The organism is Bacteroides intestinalis DSM 17393 (genome assembly GCF_000172175.1).
GTDB lineage: Bacteria > Bacteroidota > Bacteroidia > Bacteroidales > Bacteroidaceae > Bacteroides > Bacteroides intestinalis.
Genome location: NZ_ABJL02000008.1, coordinates 1,671,493 through 1,695,893, shown reverse-complemented (window position 1 = coordinate 1,695,893; position 24,401 = coordinate 1,671,493). Strand labels below are relative to the sequence as shown.

At 42.4% G+C, this 24,401-nt stretch carries 20 protein-coding genes; 17 read left to right on the top strand and 3 right to left on the bottom strand.

Annotation, left to right across the window (positions count from 1 at the left end; all coding sequences use genetic code 11):
* Positions 1–291: 291 nt before the first annotated feature.
* Both BACINT_RS16200 and BACINT_RS16195 read left to right on the top strand, forming a co-directional pair.
* Positions 292–771 (top strand): ferritin, encoded by a 480-nt coding sequence (locus BACINT_RS16200; protein WP_007665000.1) that lies wholly within the window; start codon positions 292–294, stop codon positions 769–771.
* A gap of 130 nt (positions 772–901) precedes the next feature.
* Positions 902–3,163: a sensor histidine kinase gene (locus BACINT_RS16195; protein WP_007664998.1), complete on the top strand. Its 2,262-nt coding sequence runs from the start codon at positions 902–904 to the stop codon at positions 3,161–3,163.
* Between the two features lie 39 nt (positions 3,164–3,202).
* Here BACINT_RS16195 and kbl read toward each other — a convergent pair whose 3' ends face one another.
* Entirely contained in the window at positions 3,203–4,393 is a 1,191-nt protein-coding gene (gene kbl, locus BACINT_RS16190) for a glycine C-acetyltransferase (protein WP_007664997.1), read from the bottom strand.
* A 154-nt stretch (positions 4,394–4,547) separates the two neighbouring features.
* Here kbl and BACINT_RS16185 point away from each other — a divergent pair, with 154 nt between their 5' ends.
* The 5 genes from BACINT_RS16185 (at position 4,548) to BACINT_RS16165 (ending at position 9,917) form a co-directional block, all read left to right on the top strand.
* Positions 4,548–5,504, top strand: a complete 957-nt coding sequence (locus BACINT_RS16185; RefSeq protein ID WP_007664995.1) for an NAD-dependent epimerase/dehydratase family protein — start codon at positions 4,548–4,550, stop codon at positions 5,502–5,504.
* Positions 5,505–5,526: 22 nt separating this feature from the next.
* Positions 5,527–6,375 (top strand): DUF4348 domain-containing protein, encoded by an 849-nt coding sequence (locus BACINT_RS16180; protein WP_007664993.1) that lies wholly within the window; start codon positions 5,527–5,529, stop codon positions 6,373–6,375.
* A 28-nt stretch (positions 6,376–6,403) separates the two neighbouring features.
* On the top strand, positions 6,404–7,384 hold the full coding sequence (gene murB / locus BACINT_RS16175; protein ID WP_007664991.1) for a UDP-N-acetylmuramate dehydrogenase: 981 nt from the start codon (positions 6,404–6,406) through the stop codon (positions 7,382–7,384).
* Positions 7,385–7,411: 27 nt separating this feature from the next.
* A complete protein-coding gene (locus tag BACINT_RS16170) occupies positions 7,412–8,176 on the top strand; it encodes an MBL fold metallo-hydrolase (protein WP_021967225.1) in 765 nt (254 codons plus the stop codon).
* A gap of 109 nt (positions 8,177–8,285) precedes the next feature.
* Positions 8,286–9,917, top strand: coding sequence for a hypothetical protein (locus tag BACINT_RS16165; protein ID WP_007664985.1), 1,632 nt, complete (start codon positions 8,286–8,288; stop codon positions 9,915–9,917).
* An 87-nt stretch (positions 9,918–10,004) separates the two neighbouring features.
* On the opposite strand, the gene BACINT_RS16160 is transcribed toward BACINT_RS16165, so the two are convergent.
* The gene (locus BACINT_RS16160) at positions 10,005–10,379 is read right to left on the bottom strand and encodes a DUF3127 domain-containing protein (RefSeq protein WP_021967224.1); all 375 of its coding nucleotides are present in this window, start codon (positions 10,377–10,379) and stop codon (positions 10,005–10,007) included.
* Between the two features lie 177 nt (positions 10,380–10,556).
* Between BACINT_RS16160 and dnaN the strand changes: the two genes are divergently transcribed.
* The 8 genes from dnaN to BACINT_RS16120 all read left to right on the top strand — a co-directional run bounded on the left by dnaN (position 10,557) and on the right by BACINT_RS16120 (position 19,503).
* Positions 10,557–11,681, top strand: a complete 1,125-nt coding sequence (gene dnaN / locus BACINT_RS16155; RefSeq protein ID WP_021967223.1) for a DNA polymerase III subunit beta — start codon at positions 10,557–10,559, stop codon at positions 11,679–11,681.
* A gap of 119 nt (positions 11,682–11,800) precedes the next feature.
* On the top strand, positions 11,801–12,571 hold the full coding sequence (locus tag BACINT_RS16150; RefSeq protein WP_007664979.1) for a 3'-5' exonuclease: 771 nt from the start codon (positions 11,801–11,803) through the stop codon (positions 12,569–12,571).
* A gap of 4 nt (positions 12,572–12,575) precedes the next feature.
* Positions 12,576–13,790 (top strand): bifunctional phosphopantothenoylcysteine decarboxylase/phosphopantothenate--cysteine ligase CoaBC, encoded by a 1,215-nt coding sequence (coaBC, locus tag BACINT_RS16145; RefSeq protein ID WP_007664976.1) that lies wholly within the window; start codon positions 12,576–12,578, stop codon positions 13,788–13,790.
* A 29-nt stretch (positions 13,791–13,819) separates the two neighbouring features.
* Positions 13,820–14,701: a type IX secretion system protein PorD gene (gene porD / locus BACINT_RS16140; RefSeq protein ID WP_007664973.1), complete on the top strand. Its 882-nt coding sequence runs from the start codon at positions 13,820–13,822 to the stop codon at positions 14,699–14,701.
* 36 nt (positions 14,702–14,737) lie between these two features.
* The gene (recN, locus tag BACINT_RS16135) at positions 14,738–16,402 is read left to right on the top strand and encodes a DNA repair protein RecN (RefSeq protein ID WP_007664970.1); all 1,665 of its coding nucleotides are present in this window, start codon (positions 14,738–14,740) and stop codon (positions 16,400–16,402) included.
* 37 nt (positions 16,403–16,439) lie between these two features.
* Positions 16,440–17,180, top strand: coding sequence for a 23S rRNA (guanosine(2251)-2'-O)-methyltransferase RlmB (gene rlmB / locus BACINT_RS16130; RefSeq protein WP_007664967.1), 741 nt, complete (start codon positions 16,440–16,442; stop codon positions 17,178–17,180).
* 3 nt (positions 17,181–17,183) lie between these two features.
* Positions 17,184–18,887: a serine protease gene (locus tag BACINT_RS16125; protein ID WP_007664955.1), complete on the top strand. Its 1,704-nt coding sequence runs from the start codon at positions 17,184–17,186 to the stop codon at positions 18,885–18,887.
* A gap of 241 nt (positions 18,888–19,128) precedes the next feature.
* Positions 19,129–19,503 (top strand): RidA family protein, encoded by a 375-nt coding sequence (locus BACINT_RS16120; protein WP_007664953.1) that lies wholly within the window; start codon positions 19,129–19,131, stop codon positions 19,501–19,503.
* Here BACINT_RS16120 and BACINT_RS16115 read toward each other — a convergent pair.
* Complete coding sequence (locus BACINT_RS16115; protein ID WP_007664949.1) at positions 19,471–20,724, bottom strand: bifunctional folylpolyglutamate synthase/dihydrofolate synthase; 1,254 nt, start codon at positions 20,722–20,724, stop codon at positions 19,471–19,473. The genes BACINT_RS16120 and BACINT_RS16115 overlap by 33 nt on opposite strands.
* 177 nt (positions 20,725–20,901) lie before the next feature.
* Between BACINT_RS16115 and BACINT_RS16110 the strand changes: the two genes are divergently transcribed.
* Complete coding sequence (locus BACINT_RS16110) at positions 20,902–22,227, top strand: PhoH family protein (protein WP_007664946.1); 1,326 nt, start codon at positions 20,902–20,904, stop codon at positions 22,225–22,227.
* 150 nt (positions 22,228–22,377) lie between these two features.
* Positions 22,378–24,285 (top strand): polysaccharide biosynthesis protein, encoded by a 1,908-nt coding sequence (locus BACINT_RS16105; RefSeq protein WP_021967222.1) that lies wholly within the window; start codon positions 22,378–22,380, stop codon positions 24,283–24,285.
* Positions 24,286–24,401: the final 116 nt, after the last annotated feature.

The following is a 24,401-nucleotide window of genomic DNA, read 5'->3' as shown; positions in this document are numbered from 1 at the left end:
TATTGTAGGAAGCGTGTAAGACTATCATTTAAGTCTTGCACGCTTTTTGTCATTTTGTATTTAATTTATTTGTATTTGAAATATGAAAATTGTTTTTTTATTTTCAATATCTATATTTGTATGATGTGATTGGAAATGGAAAAGCAATGGAGGAGTTATACGCCGGACATATATATACTAGCTTCAAATGTACTTCTGATTTTATTTATTTAAAAAATGTTATCAAATGAACAAATGTTGTGTATCATTGTTACTTTTGTAATGATTTCAATTTAATTAAAAAATACGATTATGATTACTGAAAAATTACAGAATGCAATTAACGAGCAGATTACGGCTGAAATGTGGTCGGCTAACATGTATTTGGCTATGTCTTTCTATATGGAAAAAGAAGGATTTTGTGGTATGGCACATTGGTTGAAGAAACAGTGGGCAGAAGAGAATGAACATGCTTGTTCACTGGCCGATTACGTAATTAAGCGTGGTGGTAAGGCCAAAGTCGATAAGCTGGATGTAGTTCCTAATGATTTTGGTACTCCGCTGGAAGTATTTGAACAGGTTTACAAACACGAATGTCGTGTATCCGAAATGATTGACAAGTTGGTAGATGTAGCTGCTGCTGAGAAAGATAAAGCAACGCAGGACTTCCTGTGGGGATTTGTGCGTGAACAAGTAGAAGAAGAAGCAACTGCTGCAGGCATTGTTGATATGATTAAGAAAGCCGGTGCAACGGGTATCTTCTTTGTAGACGTAAAATTGGGCGAACGTTAATAATCTTTTGATATAGAATTGATAAGTCAAAAAAAGAGCTGCTTGATTTTTTAAGCAGCTCTTTTATTTTTGCTGTTTCAGTATTTTAATCTACCTTTGTTACTCTTTTTAACACGTACTGTGAATTACTATGCGTATGGGCAAAATAAATTTTAAATTCCTCCTTTGGATAATGTTGAGTTGCCATGTCTTGAGCGCTTGTTCGGAGATGGAAAAACGGAAAGTGCTGGTGGTGCACTCTTATGAGAAAACTTATGCTGCTTATCCTGATTTTAATAAAATGATTGCCGAAACTTTCCGGAAGAGAGGGATTGATGTCGAACTCCGTACAGTGTATTTAGATTGCGAGGCTTATCGGGATAACTTAGAATCTTTGTATCTGCACTCTCTGTTGGATGAAGTTTCCGAAAACTGGGAACCGGAAATTATATTGGTTAATGATGACCAGGCAACTTATTCACTGCTGAAGTGCGGACATCCGCTGGCGAAGCAACTCCCCGTTGTTTTTGGTGGAGTGAATTACCCTAACTGGCCTCTTATAAAGCAATATCCCAACGTGACCGGATTTCGTGATAAAATAGATTTTATGGCGAATATCAAGGCTGCGAAAGAGATATTCGGGAAGGGGATGCATCTCTTCACTATTATAGACTCCACTTATCTGGATAAACAAATAAGGAAGGATGCTTGGGAACAGTTGAAAGACGAGAAGGTGGAAGGTTTCATGAACTCAAAAGAATTCAATTCCAGGGAATGGAAGGAGTTTGTAAAAGACAAGAGTTATACGTATTTTGCCGGGCTTACTGTCCGGCTTCAGAAGGATCGTTCGGATGCCGGACTACTTTGGAGTTTGAGCCAATACACAAGAGATAGGTGTTATCTTCAATTGAAAAGGGACTTTACGACTGTCAATATCGGAAATATCTGTTCCAGCCCCAGTCTGACAGCCATTAATGAAGGTTTTGGCTATGGCGAGAAACTGTTGGGGGGATATATGACGACGATCCCAATACAGGTAGGGGAAATGGTGGATGCGGCGGTCAGGATTTTGCATGGTGAGAAGCCTTTGGATATGCCCATCGCAAACAGTGCTAAAGAGTATGTGGTAGATTGGGAGGTGATGGAGCAGAGGGGGCTTTCGAAGGCGGATATTCCAGAGAAGTATTCTATTATCCATATTCCGTTCAGTGAGGCATATCCTTGGCTGTGGGGAGGAATTATTTTCTCAATTACAGTTCTATTGATTACGCTGTTTGTCTTGTTGTTTTTCCTTTATCGTCGGGAGCAGGGGAGGAAAAAGAAAGCTCTCAATGCGCTGGAGGATGAAAAAGAAACGTTGGCGCTGGCTATTGAGGGGAGTGATACGTACGCGTGGAAGTTGGAGAATGATTATTTTATATTTGAGAGTGATTTCTGGAAGTCGCAGGGAATGATGTCGAAGGTACTTACGTTTGATAAACTCATTAAGTTTATTCATCCGGAATGCCGGGATGAGGTGGAGGAAAACTGGAGGAAGATATCCTTAATCCGTAAGGTGGCGGTGCAGGTGCGTTGCGACTTTAACGGAAAAGGATATCAATGGTGGGAATTCCGGTATAAGACCATTGCATTGCCGGATGGCGGCTATAAGGCTGCCGGACTGTTGCTGAATATACAGGACATTAAAGATCATGAACATGAACTGGAAGAGGCGCGTCTGCTGGCGGAAAAAGCTGAGCTGAAACAGTCGTTCCTAGCGAATATGAGCCACGAGATACGCACTCCGCTGAATGCGATTGTCGGCTTTTCCAATATATTGGCAGCGGATGAAGAACTGGAACCAGATGAGCGCTGTGAGTATATCAAGACGATCAACAAGAATAGTGATTTGCTGCTGCTGCTGATAAATGATATCTTGGAACTTTCACGGCTTGAGTCGGGCTATATGTCCTTTGAATTTGCTCCATGCGGAGTGGAGGAATTGGTGGATGAAATCTATCAGACCCATCAGATGTTAATACCGGAACAGTTGGAATTTATTAAGGATAAGGATACAGTGCCGGTAAGGATAAATGTGGATAAAGGACGGTTGGCGCAAGTGGTCACTAATTTCCTGAATAACGCTTCTAAATTTACAGCTTCAGGGTATATCAAGCTGGGATATCGTTATTTACCTGAGACTTCGGAAGTGGAAATTTATGTGGAAGATACAGGCTGTGGCATTCCTCGCGCCGAGCAGAAGATGATTTTTAATCGGTTCTACAAGCAGAATGAATTTTCGCAAGGAACGGGCTTGGGGCTTTCTATCTGCCAGATTATTATAGAGAAATTGCAGGGAAGGATTGAACTGCACTCGGAACAGGGGAAAGGGAGCAGATTTGCGGTGATACTAAAAGCTACAAGCTACGAGTGACTTGTAGCTCGTAACTCGTAGCCTGTAACTTAGCGCACTTTAGTGCGCTAATACTCCAAGTTCTTTTCCTACCTTAATAAATGCCTCGATACATTTATCTAGATGTTCTTTCTCGTGTCCTGCCGAAATCTGTACGCGGATACGGGCTTGCTCTTTCGGTACTACGGGATAGTAGAACCCGGTTACGTAGATACCCTCTTCCTGCATGCGTGCGGCATATATCTGAGACAATTTGGCGTCATACAACATCACGGCGCAAATGGCGCTTTGAGTGGGTTTGATGTCGAAACCGGCAGCAGTCATCTTATCGCGGAAATAGCTCACATTGTTTACTAACTTGTCATGTAGCGCATTACTTTCTTTCAGCATCTTGAATACTTCGATACTTGCACCTATCACAGCCGGAGCTACTGAATTAGAGAACAGATACGGACGGCTGCGCTGACGCAACAGGTCAATGATTTCTTTCGGTCCGGTCGTGAATCCGCCCATAGCACCGCCGAAGGCTTTACCTAATGTTCCAGTATAGATATCTACGCGTCCGTAAGTTTGATACAGTTCGCTTACACCATGTCCCGTAGGACCTACTACGCCTGCAGAGTGCGATTCGTCTACCATCACTAGTGCATCGTATTTCTCAGCCAGATCGCAAATTTTGTCCATTGGGGCAACATTGCCGTCCATAGAAAATACACCGTCGGTGACTATGATGCGGAAACGCTGTGTCTGGGCTTCCTGTAGGCATTTTTCCAGTTCGGTCATATCGGCATTGGCGTAGCGGTAGCGTTTGGCTTTGCATAGGCGGACACCGTCGATGATGGAGGCATGGTTCAGAGAATCGGAGATGATGGCGTCTTCTTCCGTAAATAGCGGCTCGAATACACCACCGTTAGCATCAAAACAAGCAGCATATAGTATGGTGTCTTCCGTCTTGAAATAGTCAGAGATAGCAGCTTCCAGTTCTTTGTGAATGTCTTGTGTTCCGCAGATGAAGCGTACGGAAGACATGCCGTAGCCACGGTGATCCATCATCTTTTGGGCAGCGGCAATTAGTCGCGGATGGTTGGACAAACCCAAGTAGTTGTTGGCGCAGAAATTCAGCACTTCCTTCCCTTTTACGGTGATGGCGGCTTGTTGCGCACTCTCGATCAGGCGTTCTTCTTTATAGAGTCCGGCCTCTTTAATTTCAGCAAGTGTATTGCTGAGATGTTCTTTCATTTTCCCGTACATAGCTTTATAAATTAAAAGTTTGTCATCTTAATACTAAACGATACAAAGGACACGATTTTTCTTCAAATAAACAATAGCAAAATGATAGAATAATGAAAAAAAAGTATGTATATTTGCGCGTCTCTAAGTAAGGAGTACCTTATAAATAAGTCGTATGAAGAATATTTTGGTAATTGGAGCAACCGGACAGATAGGTTCGGAACTCACATTGGAATTGCGTAAACGTTATGGGGATGACCATGTTATCGCTGGATACATTCCGAGTGCTATGCCTAAAGGGGAATTAAAGGCATCAGGTCCTTCAGCTATTGCCGACGTGACCGACCGTCAGTCTATTGAAGTGGTGGCCCGCCAATTCAAGATTGATACGATTTATAATCTGGCAGCTTTGCTTTCGGTTGTTGCTGAAAGTCGTCCGGCCATGGCTTGGAAAATCGGTATCGACGGATTATGGAATGTACTGGAAGTAGCGCGCGAGTATGGTTGCGCAGTCTTTACCCCGAGCTCCATCAGTTCGTTCGGAGAAGCTACACCTCATGTGAAGACTCCGCAAGATACGATTCAGCGCCCCCGTACCATGTATGGTGTAACCAAAGTAACTACTGAATTATTGAGCGATTATTATTATACTAAATACGGTGTAGATACCCGTGCGGTTCGTTTTCCGGGTATTATCTCCAATGTGACCCCTCCGGGTGGAGGTACTACCGACTATGCAGTCGATATATTTTACTCCGCAGTGAAAGGTGAAAGGTTCGTATGTCCTTTGAAGCCTGGTACTTATATGGATATGATGTATATGCCTGATGCGCTGAATGCAGCTATTTCATTGATGGAGGCTGCTCCGGCACGTCTGAAGCATCGGAATGCTTTCAATATCGCTGCCATGAGCTTTGATCCGGAAGAGATCTGTCAGGCTATCAAGAAGCATGTGCCCGACTTTGAAATGGTATATGAAATTGATCCATTGAAGCAATCTATTGCAGACAGTTGGCCTGATAGTCTGGATGATACCTGTGCTCGTGAAGAGTGGGATTGGAAACCGCAGTATGATTTAGAGTCCATGACAGTGGATATGCTTGAAAAGTTAAGAGCTAAACTAAATAAGTGACCTGATGAGGTCTCGGTAAAGAATGAGAAAAATAGGATTGGGGTTCTTTCTTCTCGTTTTCTTGATGTCATGCGGCAACAAGAAAACGAAGATGGACCCTTTTGCGACAATCACCAATTTGGTGGATTCAGCTTCACATAAGGCTGATACTGTGCCGGAGGTTGAAGAGGATAACGATCCTAAGCCCATAGAAGCGGATGAATCATTTGATGATTTTATCTATAGTTATGCTTCGGATGACGCCCTGCAACGGCAGCGGACCAAATTTCCGTTGCCTTTTTACAACGTCGATACACCTTCGAAAATAGAGAAGGAGGACTGGGGACATGATTATCTGTTTACCCAGCAGAGTTATTATACATTGCTCTTTGATGATGAAGATGATCTGGAATTGGTAGGAGATACTGCACTCACTTCTGTACAGGTGGAATGGATTTTTCTGGAAAACCGCATGGTGAAGAAATACTATTTTGAACGTACTAAGGGGGTATGGATGCTGGAAGCTATCAATCTCCGCCAGATAGAACAGGGCGAAAATGAAGACTTCGTTACGTTTTACTCTCGCTTTGTAACCGACAGCATTTATCAGAGTCGACATATCCGGGAACCTTTGGAATATATCACGATAGATCCGGATGATGAGTTTTCTATTCTGGAGACTACGCTTGATTTGAACCAGTGGTATGCCTTCCGCCCTATATTGCCTGTGGATAAATTGTCCAATATCAATTATGGACAGAAGAATAGTGATAACTCAAATACGAAAATCCTGAAAGTGAACGGGATTGGAAATGGATATACCAATATCTTCTATTTCCGCAGACATCGCGGAGAGTGGGAGCTATATAAATATGAGGATACGAGCATTTAATAATTAAAAATTAATAATTAAAAATTAAATGAAGATACCGAATACATTCGGGATTGATGTGGAAGCTGCCGTGTTTCTGGAATACGGTTCGGTAGAAGAATTGGAGAAGTTGATTGCCGACGGGCGTATCACTTCTCCTTATCTGCATATTGGCGGAGGGAGCAATCTGCTGTTTACCGGAAATTATGAAGGAGTGATATTGCATTCGCACATTGGTGGCATTGAAGTAACGGCTGAAAATGAAGAAAAGGTTTCGGTGCGTGTAGGTGCTGGTGTGGTATGGGATGATTTTGTGGATTATTGCACGGAACGTGGCTGGTACGGTGCTGAGAACCTGTCTCTTATACCTGGTGAGGTAGGAGCGGCAGCTGTACAGAATATTGGTGCCTATGGTGTAGAGGTGAAAGACCTGATTTCTTCCGTGGAGACGGTGAACATACAAGGAATGAAACATGTTTACCAAGTGGATGAATGTAATTACTCATACCGGAACAGTATTTTTAAAAGTCCGGAAATGAAGCAGGTATTCGTCACGTATGTTTGTTTCTCTCTGAGTAAGAAAGAACATTATACGCTGGATTACGGCACGATTCGCCAGGAACTTGAAAAGTACCCGAAAGTGGATTTGAAAACATTACGCCGGGTAATCATTAGTATTCGTGAAAGTAAACTGCCTGATCCGAAACTGCTGGGTAATGCCGGGAGCTTTTTTATGAATCCTGTCGTTTCGCGTGAAGTCTTTGAGGCTTTGAAGAAAAAGTATCCTCAAATACCCTTTTATGAGATGGGGGCTGACCGGATAAAAATTCCAGCAGGCTGGATGATAGACCAATGTGGTTGGAAAGGTAAAGCGCTGGGGCCTGCTGCTGTGCATGATAAGCAGGCGTTGGTATTAGTAAACCGGGGTGGGGCAACGGGAGCTGAGATTGTAGCCCTTTCGGATGCCGTGCGGGCGTCAGTTCGCGAGAAGTTTGGTATTGACATTCATCCCGAAGTGAATTTTATTTGAAAGATTGATAATTAATAGGTAATAGACGTGAAACTAAGAATATTAGGGAGCGGAACATCGACAGGAGTGCCTGAAATAGGTTGTAAGTGTGAAGTTTGTACTTCTGCCGATCCGCGTGATAACCGTTTGCGTGCATCGTCTTTGTTGCATACGGATGATGCGGTGATATTGATTGATTGTGGACCGGATTTTCGGGAGCAGATGTTGCATGCAGCTTCGTTTGAAAAAATAGATGGAGTGTTGATTACCCATGAACATTATGACCATGTGGGTGGGCTGGATGATCTTCGTCCTTTCTGTCGTTTCGGTGAAATACCTATATACTCCGATGAGTATACGGCAACTCACCTGCGTGCACGGATGCCTTATTGCTTTCTGGAGCATAAATACCCGGGTGTTCCTCAAATTTTCTTGCAGGAAGTGGAAGCCGGAAAAACGTTCTTCATCAATAATACGGAGATTACCCCTTTGCAGGTGATGCACGGGCGTCTGCCTATTCTGGGGTATCGTATCGGTAAACGTATGGCTTATATTACAGATATGCTGACTATGCCCGAAGAATCCTATGAACAATTACATGACTTGGATGTTCTGGTTGTGAATGCCTTACGCGTAAAACCGCATCCTACGCATCAGAGTATTTCCGAGGCTTTGGAAACGGCGAAGCGTATTGGCGCACGGGAAACTTATTTTATCCATATGAGTCATCATGCCGGATTGCATGTCGAGCTTGAAAAACAGCTTCCGCCTGATGTACATTTGACCTTTGATGGTATGGAAATTGAGTTTTGAGGCACAGGCATTCTAAAACTTTTTTATATCTACTAAAGTTTTTGAAACATTTGTTTTGTTTTATTAGTAGAAATAATTATTTTTGCCGAAACTTGATGCCTGAAAAACCATGAAGTTACGTCTTATCATAAGAATTGCCGTGATTGTGTCCATAGTATTGCTATGTACGGGGTTCGGGGTGTATTCATTCTTCAGGTTGAATGAGGTGGAGAGTCAGAAAGATTTTAATCTTTATACTTTAGTCCCTCAAAGTGCAATGGCTGTGTTGGAGACAGATCGCATGGCTGAGCTGGTTGAGGGTATCAATCAACTGAGTTGCAGCAAAGATAATCACTTCCTTTATGCTTCCGAACTCTTTGTCTATCTGAAAAACTATCTGCATACCTTGCTCGATGATACTCCGCATGGCCTTAGTAAGCAGATGAATAAAATGCTTATCAGTTTCCATGAACCGGATAACCCATTGAATCAGGTGTTGTATTGCAGTCTGGGTTCGGGAGATTATGAGTTGGTGGAGTCGTTTATCAGGAAATATAGTTCCAGTGCATTTCCTTCTAAATTCTTTGATTACAGGGGTGAAGAGATTAGTATTTATCCTATGCCTGAGGGGCGCTTTTTGGCGGCATATTTTACCCCGGACTTCCTGGCTATTAGTTTTCAGAAACGATTGGTGGAACAAGTGATCGATGCACGACTTTCTAAGAAATCATTAATAGATATGCCCTCATTCAAACTGATGCATGCAGGAAAGAATACGAATGTGGAAGCTACGGTGTATGTGCGCATCAAGTCGGTGGATATGGGGAAAAATACGGATGGCATTCGTTCGCAAACCTATCTGGGAAGTTGGGCGGAGTTTGATTTGAAGCTGAATGAAACTGCTATTTATTGTTCAGGTATCAGTCATGGCTCGGACACTACACGTACTTTTATCAATGCTTTACGCCGTCAGCAACCGGTGGAGGGGTTTCCGGGAGAACAACTTCCACTCTCTACTTTCTTTTATGACTGTTGGGCTATTTCAGATATGGATGCCATGTGTAGTTTTACGGCAGAGCAGGAATATGCCAAAGCTACTTATTCCGATTATATCAAAGAGAGGGATGAGGAGTGGATGGACTTTCTGAAGACTTATGCGGGAGATCAGGTGATTTCTTGCCTCTTCGAGCCGAAAGATACATTAAGTGAGTATCCATGTGCAGTGATGAGTGTTCCGGTGAAGAATATGTCGCAGGCTGAACGTCGTTTGCAATCACTGCTTTATACTTCTCCCAAGGAAGTGGATGCACCTCCTGTTCCGCAGGAGCGTCCTGATTATCATCTTTATCCCAAAGCATGGGGACACCGTTATTATGTATTGCCTCGAAATACTTTACTGACCCAGTTGACAGGTATCACGGAATCGGCTCTTTATACATATGTCTGTTTTTATCGTGGACATTTGTTGATGGCGCCGGATGTGGTTAGTCTTACTGCCTATATAGATGCTATGGAGAATGGAGAGGTGCTGGATGATACGGCGCTTTACGAGGAAGGAATAGGAAGTCTTTCACCATCGTATAGCTTTGTGATGATGGTGGATATGGAAAGGATGGTAGAGCAGCCGGAAACATATGTACGCCTGATACCTAACTTTTTCTTTCGTCAGGCGAAGTTTTTTCGCCACTTTATACTTTCTATACAGTTTACTTGTGTAGAAGAGGTGGTATATCCGAATTTGGTGCTTTTATACAAAGGGTAAATGGGAGGTTCAAAATGCTTGTAATTATATAATAAAAAAGAGGAGAATTATTCTCCTCTTTTTTATTATATCTAAATTTTATATATTTTAGAACGGCAGATCGTCTTTAGCATCACCTGCCAAGAATTCTGGTGCGGCAGTCGGTGCCGGTGGCGGAACAGGTGCACCCGGTGCACCGGCAGGAGCTGCAGCGCTGACACGCTCTACTTTCCATGCACGGATACTGTTGAACCAACGGTCTTGCCATTGGCGTGCATCCACATCAAATGATACGGTCAGTTCTTCACCCATCTGGATGTTAAACTGTTCTATTTTGTCTGCTCCGAAAACATCGAAACACATTTTGCGGGGATATTGGCCGTGGTCTTCAATCACGTATTCTTGTGCTTTCCACTCATTGCCCGACTTTGCCACTCCGCCTCTTGGCTGGAGTATAGCGATAATTTTTCCTGTAAATTCCATTGCATTCTTTTTAAATGATGCGGCGAAGTTACAATATTTTAGGGAAATCCGGCGAAGTTCCGGACGTTTTTTCTTAATTTTCTTTGTTGTGGGAAGATCTTTTTTTGTAACTTTGTCCGATACTATGAAGTTATAGTACGAATAGGGAATAATATAAAACTTAAATACACAGAATATATGAAATTTATCGTTTCGAGTACTGCGCTCTCCAGCCATTTACAGGCTATCAGCCGTGTGATTAATTCGAAGAATGCGTTGCCCATTTTGGATTGTTTCCTCTTTGAACTGAAAGATGGAACATTGTCGGTTACTGTTTCTGATAGTGAAACGACGATGGTAACATCAGTTGAAGTGAATGAAAGTGATGCTGACGGACGTTTTGCCGTGGCTGCTAAAACAATTCTGGATGCTTTGAAGGAAATCCCCGAGCAACCGCTGTCGTTTGAAGTAAATACTGATTCCTTGGAAATCACAGTACAGTATCAAAACGGTAAGTATAGTCTGATGGGGCAAAATGCCGATGAATTTCCTCAATCGGCTATGCTGGGCGATAATGCCGTACGTGTAGAGATGGAAGCATCCGTATTGTTGGGTGGCATTAATCGTGCCGTATTTGCTACGGCTGATGATGAACTTCGTCCAGTGATGAATGGTATCTATTTTGATATCACCACAGAAGATATTACAATGGTGGCATCTGATGGTCACAAACTGGTACGTTGCAAAACATTAGCGGCCAAAGGTAATGAACGTGCAGCATTCATTCTGCCTAAAAAACCGGCTTCGTTGATTAAGAACTTGTTGCCTAAAGAACAAGGACAGGTTGTTATTGAGTTCGATGAGCGTAATGCTGTATTTACATTGGAGAAATATCGCATGGTATGTCGTCTGATTGAAGGACGTTATCCTAATTATAATTCGGTAATACCGCAGAATAATCCTTATAAAGTGACTGTAGACCGTATACAGTTGGTAGGTGCACTACGTCGTGTATCTATTTTCTCGTCACAGGCAAGTAGTCTTATCAAGTTGCGTATGCAGCCCAATCAGATTGTGATTTCAGCCCAGGACATTGATTTCTCTACTTCTGCTGAAGAAACATTGGCTTGCCAGTATGATGGCAATCCGATGAGTATTGGTTTTAAATCGACTTTCCTGATTGATATTTTGAATAATATTGCTGCTGATGAAGTGATAATTGAACTGGCAGACCCGTCACGTGCAGGTGTCATCATCCCCGTTGAACAAGAAGAAAATGAGGACTTGCTGATGCTGCTGATGCCGATGATGCTGAATGATTAAAAAAATAATAGAGTTAACGAGGTACGAGTTGACAAGGAGACAAGGGCTGTGCTGTTATGCCGGGAATGCCTTGTTCCCTTGTCAACTCGTTCCCTTGTCAACTGTAAAATAGAAGAATAATGAAATTAAACCTCAAAAACCCGATTGTTTTTTTTGATTTAGAGACGACCGGAACGAGTATCAATGTAGACCGTATCGTTGAAATCTGTTATCTCAAAGTACATCCCAATGGTAATGAGGAAGCAAAAACACTTCGTATTAATCCGGAAATGCATATTCCCGAAGGCGCATCTGCCGTTCATGGTATCTATGATGCGGATGTGGTAGATTGCCCTACCTTCAAAGAAGTGGCCCGTACCATTGCCAATGATATAGAAGGATGTGACCTGGCAGGATTTAATTCCAACCGTTTTGATATTCCCGTGCTGGCCGAAGAATTTCTTCGTGCCGGTGTAGATATTGACCTGAGCCGCCGCAAGTTTGTGGATGTACAGGTCATTTTCCATAAATTAGAGCAACGTACACTTTCTGCTGCTTATAAATTCTATTGTGGAAAGAATCTGGAGGATGCACATACGGCGGCAGCTGATACACAAGCTACTTACGAGGTGCTGATGGCACAGCTGGACCGTTATCCGGAATTGCAGAATGACATCGCTTTCCTGGCTGAATATTCCAGCTTTAACAAGAATGTGGATTTTGCCGGACGTATGGTTTATGATGATAATGGCGTGGAAGTATTCAACTTTGGAAAATACAAAGGGATGTCGGTGACAGATGTATTGAAGCGTGATCCGGGTTATTATAGCTGGATACTGAACAGTGACTTTACACTGAATACTAAGGCAATGTTGACTAAGATACGTCTACGTGAATTAACTAATAAGTAGTATCATGGCGAATACACTGAAAGGGAAGAAAATAGTATTAGGTATAACCGGAAGCATTGCTGCCTATAAAGCTTGTTATATAATCCGGGGATTGATAAAACAAGGTGCTGAAGTACAGGTTGTCATAACTCCTGCGGGGAAAGAATTTATAACTCCAATTACGCTTTCGGCGTTGACGAGTAAACCGGTCATCAGTGAGTTTTTTGCCCAGCGTGACGGCACATGGAATAGCCATGTGGATCTGGGTTTATGGGCGGATGCTATGCTTATAGCTCCGGCTACTGCTTCGACGATTGGCAAAATGGCCAACGGTGTGGCTGACAATATGCTGATAACGACTTATTTGTCGGCTAAAGCTCCGGTATTTGTGGCACCTGCCATGGATCTCGATATGTATGCCCACCCTTCTACACAAAAGAATCTGGATACGCTTCGTTCTTACGGAAATCATATTATAGAACCGGGCACGGGAGAACTTGCCAGCCATCTGGTAGGTAAGGGACGTATGGAAGAGCCGGAAGTCATTATTCAGCATCTGGCGAATTATTTTGCTGGGAAAGAAGGTGATTTGCGAGGTAAGACCATTATGATCACTGCCGGACCTACTTATGAAAAGATTGATCCGGTGCGTTTCATCGGAAATTATTCTTCCGGTAAAATGGGTTTTGCTATTGCTGATGAATGTGCTGCCCGTGGAGCTAAGGTTATTATGGTATCAGGTCCGGTGCAACAGCAATTGAAATATCCGGCAAATTGGTTTGCAGTGGAATCGGCAGATCAGATGTATGCTACGGCGTGTAACTTTTTTGTAGAGGCTGATGCTGCTATTCTTTCGGCTGCTGTTGCCGATTTTACACTGGAACAAGTTGCTGATGCCAAGATAAAGCGGGAAAAGGAAGGGGAAATGACGTTGCGTTTGAAACCTACGAAAGACATTGCTGCCTGTCTGGGACAGATGAAGAAAGAACGTCAGGTATTGGTAGGTTTTGCTCTGGAAACGAATGACGAACAGCATAACGCTGAAGATAAGTTGCAACGGAAGAATCTGGATTTTATCGTGTTGAATTCCCTGAATGATAAGGGGGCCGGTTTCCGGTGCGATACGAATAAAATCAGTATCATCGACCGTGAAAGTAAGACGGACTTTCCGTTGAAATCAAAGGCAGAAGTAGCTACGGATATTGTAGATCGTCTAGTGGAAGTATTGAAGAATAAGTAAATAAGCTAGTGAGGAATAAGACACTTTATATGACTCTGTTTCTGGTTGTGGTGGTGTTAAAGTCTGCTGCCCAGGAATTGAATTGTAAATTTACGGTGAATTATTCTCAGATACAAGGTACGAGTACGCAGGTTTTCACTACGCTTGAAAATGCTTTGATGGAGTTTATCAATACCCGTCGGTGGACGCAGGCGCAGTATGAAATGAATGAACGGATTCGTTGCTCTATGAACTTGACAGTGAAAGAGTATAATGAGGCGGACGGGCGTTGGAAATGTGAGTTGATAGTGCAGTCTACACGCCCTGTCTGGCAATCCGGTTATCAGACGGTAGTTTTTAGCTTTAAAGATACGGATGTTGCTTTCAACTATCGTGAGTTTGATCCGCTGGAACTGCGGGATAATGTTATTGACAGTAATCTGACGGCAGTAATTGCTTACTATGCTTATATGATTATCGGACTGGACATGGACACGATGGCTCCACAAGGTGGTACGGAGTTTTTTCGGGCGGCTGAAGATATTGTAACAGCTGCACAGAATCTTGGTGAAACCGGTTGGAAAGCGTTCGATAGCAGTCGGAATCGTTATGCGTTGGTTTCCGATTATCTGGAAGATGGTATGACGCCTTTGCGCAAATTGATGTATGGGTATCATCGTACAGGTATGGATGAACTTTCAGTGAATGCTGCCCGTGCCCGTGCTACAATAACATCTATGCTTAGCGGTCTGAAAGAGGCGCAGCAGAATAAACCTATGTCGGCATTGCCCGGTTTGTTTACTGAAATAAAAAAAGATGAATTGATTAATCTTTATTCCCGTGCTGCAATGAAGGAAAAGGAAGAGGTTTGTGAGCTGCTTTCTTCTGTCAATCCTTCGCTGACTACCGAGTGGGAAAAGATAAAACAATAATAGGAAGTGGGTAAGATTTAAAATTGTAAATAAGTCATGTTACGTTCGCTTTACATACAGAATTACGCGCTTATAGAAAAGCTTGATATTAGCTTTGGTGCAGGTTTCTCCGTTATCACGGGTGAGACGGGTGCCGGTAAGTCTATCATACTGGGTGCTATCGGCTTGTTGCTGGGTCAGCGTGCCGAAGTAAAAGCCATTCGCCAGGGTGCATCGAAGTGTGTGATTGAGGCCCGTTTTGATATTTCAGCTTATGGTATGGAGCCTTTTTTTGAAGAGAATGAACTGGAATATGAAGAAGAGTGTATCTTGCGTCGTGAGGTGTATGCATCCGGCAAAAGCCGTGCATTTATCAATGATACTCCGGCTTCGCTTGTACAAATGAAAGAACTGGGTGAACAGTTAATTGACGTGCACTCTCAGCACCAGAATCTTTTGTTGAATAAAGAAGGATTCCAGTTGAATGTACTCGATATATTGTCTCATAATGATGAACAACTTTCCGTTTATCAATCTTTGTACAGAGAATGGAAGCAGACACAACAGGATCTGGCTGATCTTATAGCCCGTGCTGAGCAGAATAAGGCAGATGAAGACTATATCCGTTTCCAGTTGGAACAGTTGGAAGAAGCGAATTTATCTGCAGGTGAACAGGAAGAACTGGAACAAGAGACGGACACATTGAGCCATGCTGAAGAAATAAAGGCCGGTTTGTTCCGTGTCGGGCAGTTGCTGACCTCTGATGAAGGCGGTTTGCTGGCTGGGTTGAAGGAAAGTCTGAATACAATGCTTGGTCTGCAAAAGGTCTATTCTCCGGCTACAGAACTTGCTGAACGTCTGGAAAGTACATATATTGAATTGAAAGATGTTTCTCAGGAGGTTTCTTCTCAGGAAGAGGATGTCGAGTTTAACCCTGAGCGTCTGGAAGAGGTGAATGATCGGTTGAATCTGATTTATACCTTACAGCAAAAGCATAGAGTAACTACCGTAGAAGAGTTGTTGGCGCTTACTGAGGAATATGCAGCAAAGTTGGCCGCCATTACTTCTTATGATGAACGTATCGGTGAGTTGACCACTCTTTGCGATACCTTATATAATAAGGTGAAAAAGCAGGCTGCTGTTCTTACCAAAGCCCGTACCGGTGCTGCCCGTGAAGTGGAGAAGCAGATGGCTTCACGTTTGGTTCCGTTGGGTATGCCTAATGTGCGTTTTCAGGTGGAAATGGGAATGAGAAAAGAACCTGGCGTACACGGTGAAGATACTGTAAATTTTCTCTTTTCTGCCAATAAGAACGGCGCATTGCAAAGCATTTCATCGGTAGCTTCCGGTGGTGAAATTGCACGTGTCATGCTGTCCATCAAGGCCATGATAGCCGGTGCGGTGAAATTGCCCACTATTGTATTCGATGAAATAGATACAGGAGTATCCGGTGAGATTGCCGATCGTATGGCGGATATTATGCAGGAAATGGGCGAACAGGATCGCCAGGTAATCAGTATTACTCATTTGCCGCAAATTGCTGCACGCGGATGTGCACATTATAAAGTATATAAGCAAGATAACGAAACCGAAACCAACAGCCACATACGCAGTCTGGCAGATGAGGAGAGGGTAGAGGAAATAGCCCATATGCTAAGTGGGGCTACTTTGACAGAAGCTGCTTTGAATAATGCAAAGGCGCTTCTTGGTATCAAAAGATAGCCTTTAATTTTAAATTATTAATTTTTAATTCTCAAAGATGGTTGATAAGAGTGAAATGATTTTCGGCGTTCGCGCTGTGATAGAAGCAATACAGGCAGGAAAGGAAATCGATAAGATTCTGGTGAAGAAAGACATTCAGAGCGATTTATCCAAAGAACTTTTTGCTGCACTAAAAGGAACTTTGATTCCGGTGCAACGTGTTCCGGTGGAACGCATTAACCGCATTACCCGTAAGAACCATCAAGGGGTGATTGCTTTTATTTCATCCGTTACGTATCAGAAGACAGAAGATTTGGTGCCCTTTCTTTTCGAAGAGGGCAAGAATCCGTTGTTCGTCATGTTGGATGGTGTGACCGATGTTCGTAACTTTGGTGCTATAGCCCGTACCTGTGAGTGTGCAGCGGTAGATGCTGTTATTATTCCTGCTAAAGGAAGTGTAACGGTGAATGCAGATGCAATGAAAACATCTGCCGGAGCCTTGCATGTGCTGCCGGTTTGTCGTGAGCAGAATCTGAAGACTACATTGCAATATCTCAAGGATAGTGGTTTCCGCATTGTGGCAGCTACGGAAAAGGGGGACTATGATTATACTAAAGCTGATTATACAGGACCGATGTGTATCATAATGGGAGCTGAGGATAAAGGCGTTTCCTATGAGAACTTGGCTCTTTGTGATGAATGGGTGAAAATCCCGATGCTGGGTACTATCGAGTCGCTCAATGTTTCTGTTGCGGCAGGTATTTTGATTTATGAAGCTGTGAAACAAAGAACCAACTAAGATATGAAAAAGAACTTGTTGTTGACACTCACCCTCTGTTTGCTGGCACAGTGGAGTGTAGCTCAGGCACCCAAATGGGTGGAAAAAGCCAAGCGTGCTGTTTTCTCGGTAGTCACATACGACGAGAGTGATAAGATACTCAATACGGGAAACGGATTTTTTGTTACCGAGGATGGAATGGCTCTGTCTGATTATAGTCTGTTTAAAGGTGCGCAACGTGCCGTAGTCATTAATTCAGAGGGCGAACAAATGCCTGTGGAAGTTATCATGGGAGCAAACGATATGTACGATGTTGTGAAGTTCCGTGTAGCGATCTCAGGGAAAAAAGTACCTGCATTAGTGGTATCTCCTACGGCTCCGACTGTAGGTACAAGTGTCTACTTGTTGCCTTATTCTACACAAAAGGACCGTTCTTATACTGCCGGACAGGTAAAAGAAGAATCTAAGGTAGAGGGACAATACCATTATTATACGCTTGATATGCATCTGAAAGACAAGATGGTAAGTTGTCCGGTAATGACTGCTGACGGACAAGTTTTCGGTCTTGCACAGAAATCTTCAGGAAAAGATACAGCTACCATTTGCTATGCGGTAGGCGCTGATTATGCTATGTCTCAGAAGATCAGTCCTCTTTCTTTTAATGATCATGCTTTATCAAGTATTGGCATTAAGAAAGCGTTACCTGATACAGAAGAACAAGCGTTGGTATATCTTTATATGGCTTCTTCACAGCAAACTCCGGAGCAATATGCCGAATTGCTGAATGATTTTATTGCCCAGTATCCTAATAGTGCCGATGGTTATTTTCGTCGTGCCAACAGTCAAATGTATTTGTCGAAAGAAATAAGTTCGATGGATAAGGTGGCTGCTGATATAGATAAAGCACTTGAGGTAGCACAAAAGAAAGATGATGCATACTTCAATCGTGCCAAATTAATTTATAATTATCAGTTGACTAAACCGGAAACCACCTATAAAGATTGGACATATGACAAAGCATTGGATGAAGTTCGTAAAGCAATAGCAATTGAGGAACTTCCGGTTTATGTTCAGTTGGAAGGTGATATTCAGTTTGCTAAAAAAGACTATGCAGCAGCTCTTGCCAGCTATGAGAAAGTAAATAAAACCAATATTGTTTCTCCTGCTACATTCTTTAGTGCTGCTAAGACAAAAGAATTGATGGAAGCAGCTCCGGAAGAAGTGTTGGCTTTGATGGATAGCTGTATAGCACATTGCCTGCAACCGTACACTGAAGATGCTGCCCCTTATCTGTTGGAACGTGCCCAAGCACGCATGAATGCCGGACAGGGGCGTAATGCAATGCTTGATTATGATGAATATTATAAAGCTGTGCGTGGTAATGTGAATGATGTGTTTTACTATTACCGTGAACAAGCCGCTTTCCAAGCAAAACAATTCCAACGTGCGTTGGATGATATGGCAAAAGCAATTGAACTTAATCCGAAAGAGTTGACTTATCGTTCGGAACTTGCTGCGGTGAATATTCGCGTGGGTAGAAATGAAGAAGCTATTAAAGTTCTGAAAGATGCCTTGACAATTGATCCTAAATATGCTGAAGCTTATCGTTTGATGGGAGTTGCACAATTGCAGTTGAAGCAGAATAAGGAGGCTTGTGCTAGTTTTGCGAAAGCAAAAGAGCTGGGTGATCCGAACGTTGATGCCTTGATTGAGAAGCATTGTAAGTAGTTGCAATACAGATGATATGTCTGTAAAAAAGGCTCTGCTTTCACAAGCCGAGCCTTTATCGGGAAACTCCCGTGTCAAAAAAGAATTAGCTAAGTCTAGGTTTTTAAAACAGGTATAAGTGAATTTTTCTTTTGTGTATAATCCTATTAGGTAAATGCATGAAGTTGCAGAATACTGCATAGAATATCTGTTTTTTTTCTTGCATAAATCGTAAATTGTTGAATATTAAAATATTATTGGAATGAAAAAAGTAATTTGCAGTCAGAAAGCACCGGGAGCTATCGGTCCTTACAGCCAGGCTATCGAAGCGAATGGAATGATATTTGTATCTGGTCAGTTGCCTATTGATGCAGCTACCGGACAGATGGCAGAAGGGGCTGAAGCACAGGCCCGCCAGTCATTGGAGAATGTTAAGCATATCCTTGGAGAAGCAGGTTTGACGATGGCAAATATTGTCAAGACTACTGTTTTCCTGCAAGATATGTCATTGTTTGCAGATATGAATAAAGTATATGCCACCTATTTTGATGGTGATTTCCCTGCTCGTTCGGCTGTTGCAGTGAAAGCTCTGCCTAAGGATGCTTTAGTGGAGATCGAGTGTATCGCGGTTCGCTAACAGGTCAGCAACAATAAAGCTACTGCCTCCTACGAAGATAAAGTCTTCCGGGAGGCTTTTTTCTTGTGCCGCCTGCACGGCGGAAGGGACATCCGGGTAACAACTTCCTTGTAATCCGGCTTCAGAGGCAAGCCGTGAAAGTTCATTTTCGGGTAATGCACGTTTGACGCTGGCTTTCGTGAAGTAATATTCAGCGTCTTTGGGCAGCAATGCCAATACCCCATGTATGTCTTTGTCATTCACCATACCTATAATGAAATGCAACTTTCGGTAAGATTGCTGTTTCAACTGCTCTGTGATATAGGTGATACCACCTACATTGTGTCCGGTATCACATATCAGAGTAGGGGCGTCCTGCAATTTCTGCCAACGTCCCATCAGTCCGGTTAGTTCACAGACATGGGCAAAACCACTACGGACAGCTTGCTCACTCAGATTGTATCCGGCTTGTTGTAGCTGTGCGATGGCTGTGAGTAAAGTATGGGTATTCTTAGTTTGGTATAATCCTTTCAGTTCACATTCCAATCCGGGGTATTCATCTTTTTGGTTTTCTTCTGCAAAGAAAATGGGCGCATCCACTTCGCGAGCCTTTTTTGTAAATACAGGTTTTGTTTCGGGAGTAGTTTCTCCGATCACAACGGGTATTCCGCTTTTGATAATACCGGCTTTTTCGCTTGCTATCTTCTCTAATGTATTACCGAGGAACTGGGTATGATCGAAACTTATATTGGTGATAATACATAAATCAGGATGTATAATATTGGTACAATCCAGTCTTCCACCCAGTCCTACTTCAATAACTGCTACATCTACATGTTCATTGGCGAAATAACGGAATGCCATGGCAGTAGTCAATTCAAAGAAAGAGGGATGTAGAGGTTCAAAGAAATTTCGTTCTTTTTCTACAAATCGGACTACATACTCTTTCGGGATGGATTGTCCATTCACCCGAATACGCTCGCGGAAGTCTACAAGGTGTGGAGAAGTGTAAAGTCCTACCCGATATCCTGCTTCCTGCAAAATGGCAGCAAGCGTGTGCGAACATGAGCCTTTTCCATTAGTTCCCCCTACATGGATGCTGTGGAAGTTCCGGTGCGGATGTCCGAAGTGTTCGTCCAGTGCCAGTGTATTCTCTAAACCTTCCTTATATGCTGAACTTCCCACCTGTTGAAACATGGGGACACTGTTATATAAGTATAATAAAGTGTTCTGATAATCCATCTTTTAAAATATTTAACGAGAAAGCAAGCCATTCTCTCTTTTTAATTCCTATCTTAGAAGCTGCAAAGATAATGCAAACTGAGAGCAGAATAAAATGAACTTGTTCATTTTTTATGTCGATGTGTAGCTTATCTTCGCTTGGAGGCAAATATATCAACAATTTAAATCTAAAAGAGTATGGGAACAAAGAAAAATTTTGTGATTGATACGAATGTAATCCTTCACGACTATAACTGTCTTAAGAATTTCCAAGAGAACGACATTTATCTTCCCATCGTAGTTCTTGAAGAATTGGACAAATTCAAGAAAGGGAATGAACAGATTAACTTCAATGCCCGTGAATTTCTCCGTGAACTCGATTTAGTTACCGATGACAATCTTTTCAATAAAGGTGCCTCTCTGGGCGAAGGTCTGGGAAGTTTATTTGTGATAGCCGGTTCGGTGGATGCTCCGGATGTGTTCGATTCATTCCCCGAGCGTATTCCCGATCATAAGATTCTGGCTGTAGTGGACTGGCTGACGCGCCAGAAGAAGGACATGAAAACCATCCTGGTGACTAAGGATGTGAACCTCCGGATGAAAGCACGTTCCATAGGTCTGCTTTGTGAAGATTATATCAACGACAAGGTGATAAATGTGGATATATTTGAAAAGTCAAATGAGGTATTCGAAGGAATTGATCCTGCTTTAATAGACCGAATTTATTCTTCCAGAGAAGGACTGGATATCAGTGAGTTTGATTTCAAAGATATTATTCACCCGAATGAATGTTTTATCCTGAAGAGTGACAGGAATAGTGTTCTTGCACGTTACAATCCTTTTACACATACAATCTGCCGGGTAAATAAAACAAAGAATTATGGTATTGAACCCAGAAATGCTGAACAAAGTTTTGCTTTCGAAGTGTTGACTGATCCTAATATTAAGTTGGTTGCTCTGACGGGTAAAGCTGGTACAGGAAAGACTCTGCTAGCTTTAGCAGCTGCCCTTAGTCAGATGAATGATTATAAACAGATTCTGCTGGCACGTCCGATTGTTGCTCTATCCAATAAAGACATTGGCTTCCTACCGGGTGATGCAAAAGAGAAAGTGGCACCTTACATGCAGCCCTTGTTCGATAATCTGAATGTCATTAAGCGTCAGTTTGCTTCTAATTCTACTGAAGTAAAACGTTTGGAAGATATGCAGAAAAGCGAGCAGCTGGTAATCGAGGCGTTAGCTTTCATTCGCGGACGTAGTTTGAGTGAAACTTATTGCATCATTGATGAAGCACAAAACTTGACTCCACATGAAATAAAAACTATTATCACCCGTGCTGGCGAAGGAACCAAAATGGTGTTTACCGGTGATATTCAGCAGATAGACCAACCGTATCTGGACAGTCAGTCCAATGGCTTGGTTTACATGATTGATCGTATGAAAGATCAGAACCTTTTTGCTCATGTGAATTTGTTAAAAGGAGAGCGTAGTCAACTAAGTGAATTAGCTAGTAATTTGATGTAACAGAGCTTTATAGGCAATAAATATGGCGGCAAGGTTATATACGTAACTTTGCCGCCATTTAATTTTATCACACATTTTTATCTTTTTCTTCCCATATTTGATAAAAAATAATGTATCTTTGCCTCGCCTAAAACAAAACTGTCAAACGAAATGAAACATAAATTTTTTCATCGATACCTCTCAGCAAAGGTATTGCCGATTTGGACTATTCTGTTGATCGATGTATTGATAATCGTTGTATCCAGCCTGTTGGCTTATGCACTTCGATATGATTTCCGGAGTATTTTCCTGGAATCCTCTACCATTGACAAAACGATTGTATGTACAGTTATTGTCAACTTGGTATTCTTTCGGATATTCCGCACATATTCCAATGTGTTGCGCTTTTCTTCGTTTATAGATATTATGCGCATCTTCGTTTCATTAACAGTGTCTTATGCGCTGCTGATGATTTCGAGTGTGCTTTTATCAAGCTACATGGATGTTCGCCTGGCACCTGTGAGCGTATTCTTCATGGCATATATTATTAGTTTTGCCATGATGTCTTGTTCGCGCATTGTTGTGAAGATGTTTTATGAACTGCTGAATTTCGATGGAAGTCATAGTGCCAATGTCTTTATTTATGGTGCTAAGGAGGCAGGAGTCAATATTGCTAAAGCATTGCGTGTAAATTTGCGTAATCACTATCGTCTGCGTGGTTTCATTGCCGATGAGCCGGAGCTGATAAATAAGGTGATGATGGGAGTGAAAGTATTTCCCAATGACGAGACGCTGATTGATGTACTGAACGATCGTGATGTGCATACCATTATTATTTCGCCTGCCAAGATGGAGGAACTGAAAAGATCAGATATGGCTGACCGTCTTTTGGCTCATAATATCAAATTAATGACTGCGCCTCCTTTGAGTGAATGGAGTGGGCAGACTTTGAACCGTACCCAACTGAAAGAAATACAGATTGAAGACCTCTTGCAACGTAACCCTATTGAAATCGATATCCATAAGGTAGCTTCTCATCTGGAAGGAAAACGGGTGATGATAACTGGTGCTGCCGGTTCTATCGGTAGTGAAATTATGCGTCAGGTAGCCTCTTTCAATCCTTATAAGTTGATTCTGGTAGATCAGGCAGAAACTCCGTTGCATGATATTCGTCTGGAGTTACAGGACCGTTGGCGTGATATTGATGCGGAAACGATTATTGCAGATATTTCCAATGCTACGCGTATGGAAGAAATCTTTAAAGAATATAAACCTCAGTATATTTTTCATGCGGCTGCTTACAAGCATGTGCCGATGATGGAGGACAATGTTTCAGAGTCTATTCAGATTAATGTGTATGGAACCCGTACTATTGCTGATTTGGCTGTGAAATATGGAGCTGAGAAGTTTGTAATGATTTCTACCGATAAAGCTGTAAACCCCACAAATGTGATGGGATGTTCTAAACGTATTTGTGAGATTTATGTACAGTCTTTGGCGAAGAAGCTGCAACAGAAAGGTGGGCATGTAACCCAATTCATTACGACACGTTTCGGCAATGTATTAGGCTCCAACGGTTCTGTAATTCCCCGCTTCCGCGATCAGATACAACGTGGTGGTCCGGTGACTGTTACTCATCCTGAAATTATCCGTTATTTCATGACGATTCCTGAAGCTTGCCGCTTGGTACTCGAAGCCGGTAGTATGGGAAATGGGGGTGAGATTTATATCTTTGATATGGGTAAGCCGGTGAAGATTGTAGATCTTGCCAAACGTATGATCAGTCTTTCAGGACGTACGGATGTGAAGATTGAGTTTACAGGACTACGCCATGGAGAAAAACTTTATGAAGAGTTGCTGAATGTAAAAGAGTTGACCAAACCGACTTACCATGAGAAGATCATGATTGCAACAGTCCGTGAATATGATTATGACGAAGTAAAAGAGCGTATCCAAAAACTGATAGATGTTAGTTATACTTATGATCAGATGAAGATTGTGTCAGCTATGAAGGATATTGTTCCTGAATTTATCAGTAAGAATTCATGTTTTGAAGCATTGGACAAGAAACCGGATTAAGTCATCCTGTAAGGAAATAGTAATAAATAAATGTAATGTCCCGTAACAATATACGTTAGATACACTAACAATATATGTTAAGGGGCATTACGTATAATGATATGTTGTGTGGTTCC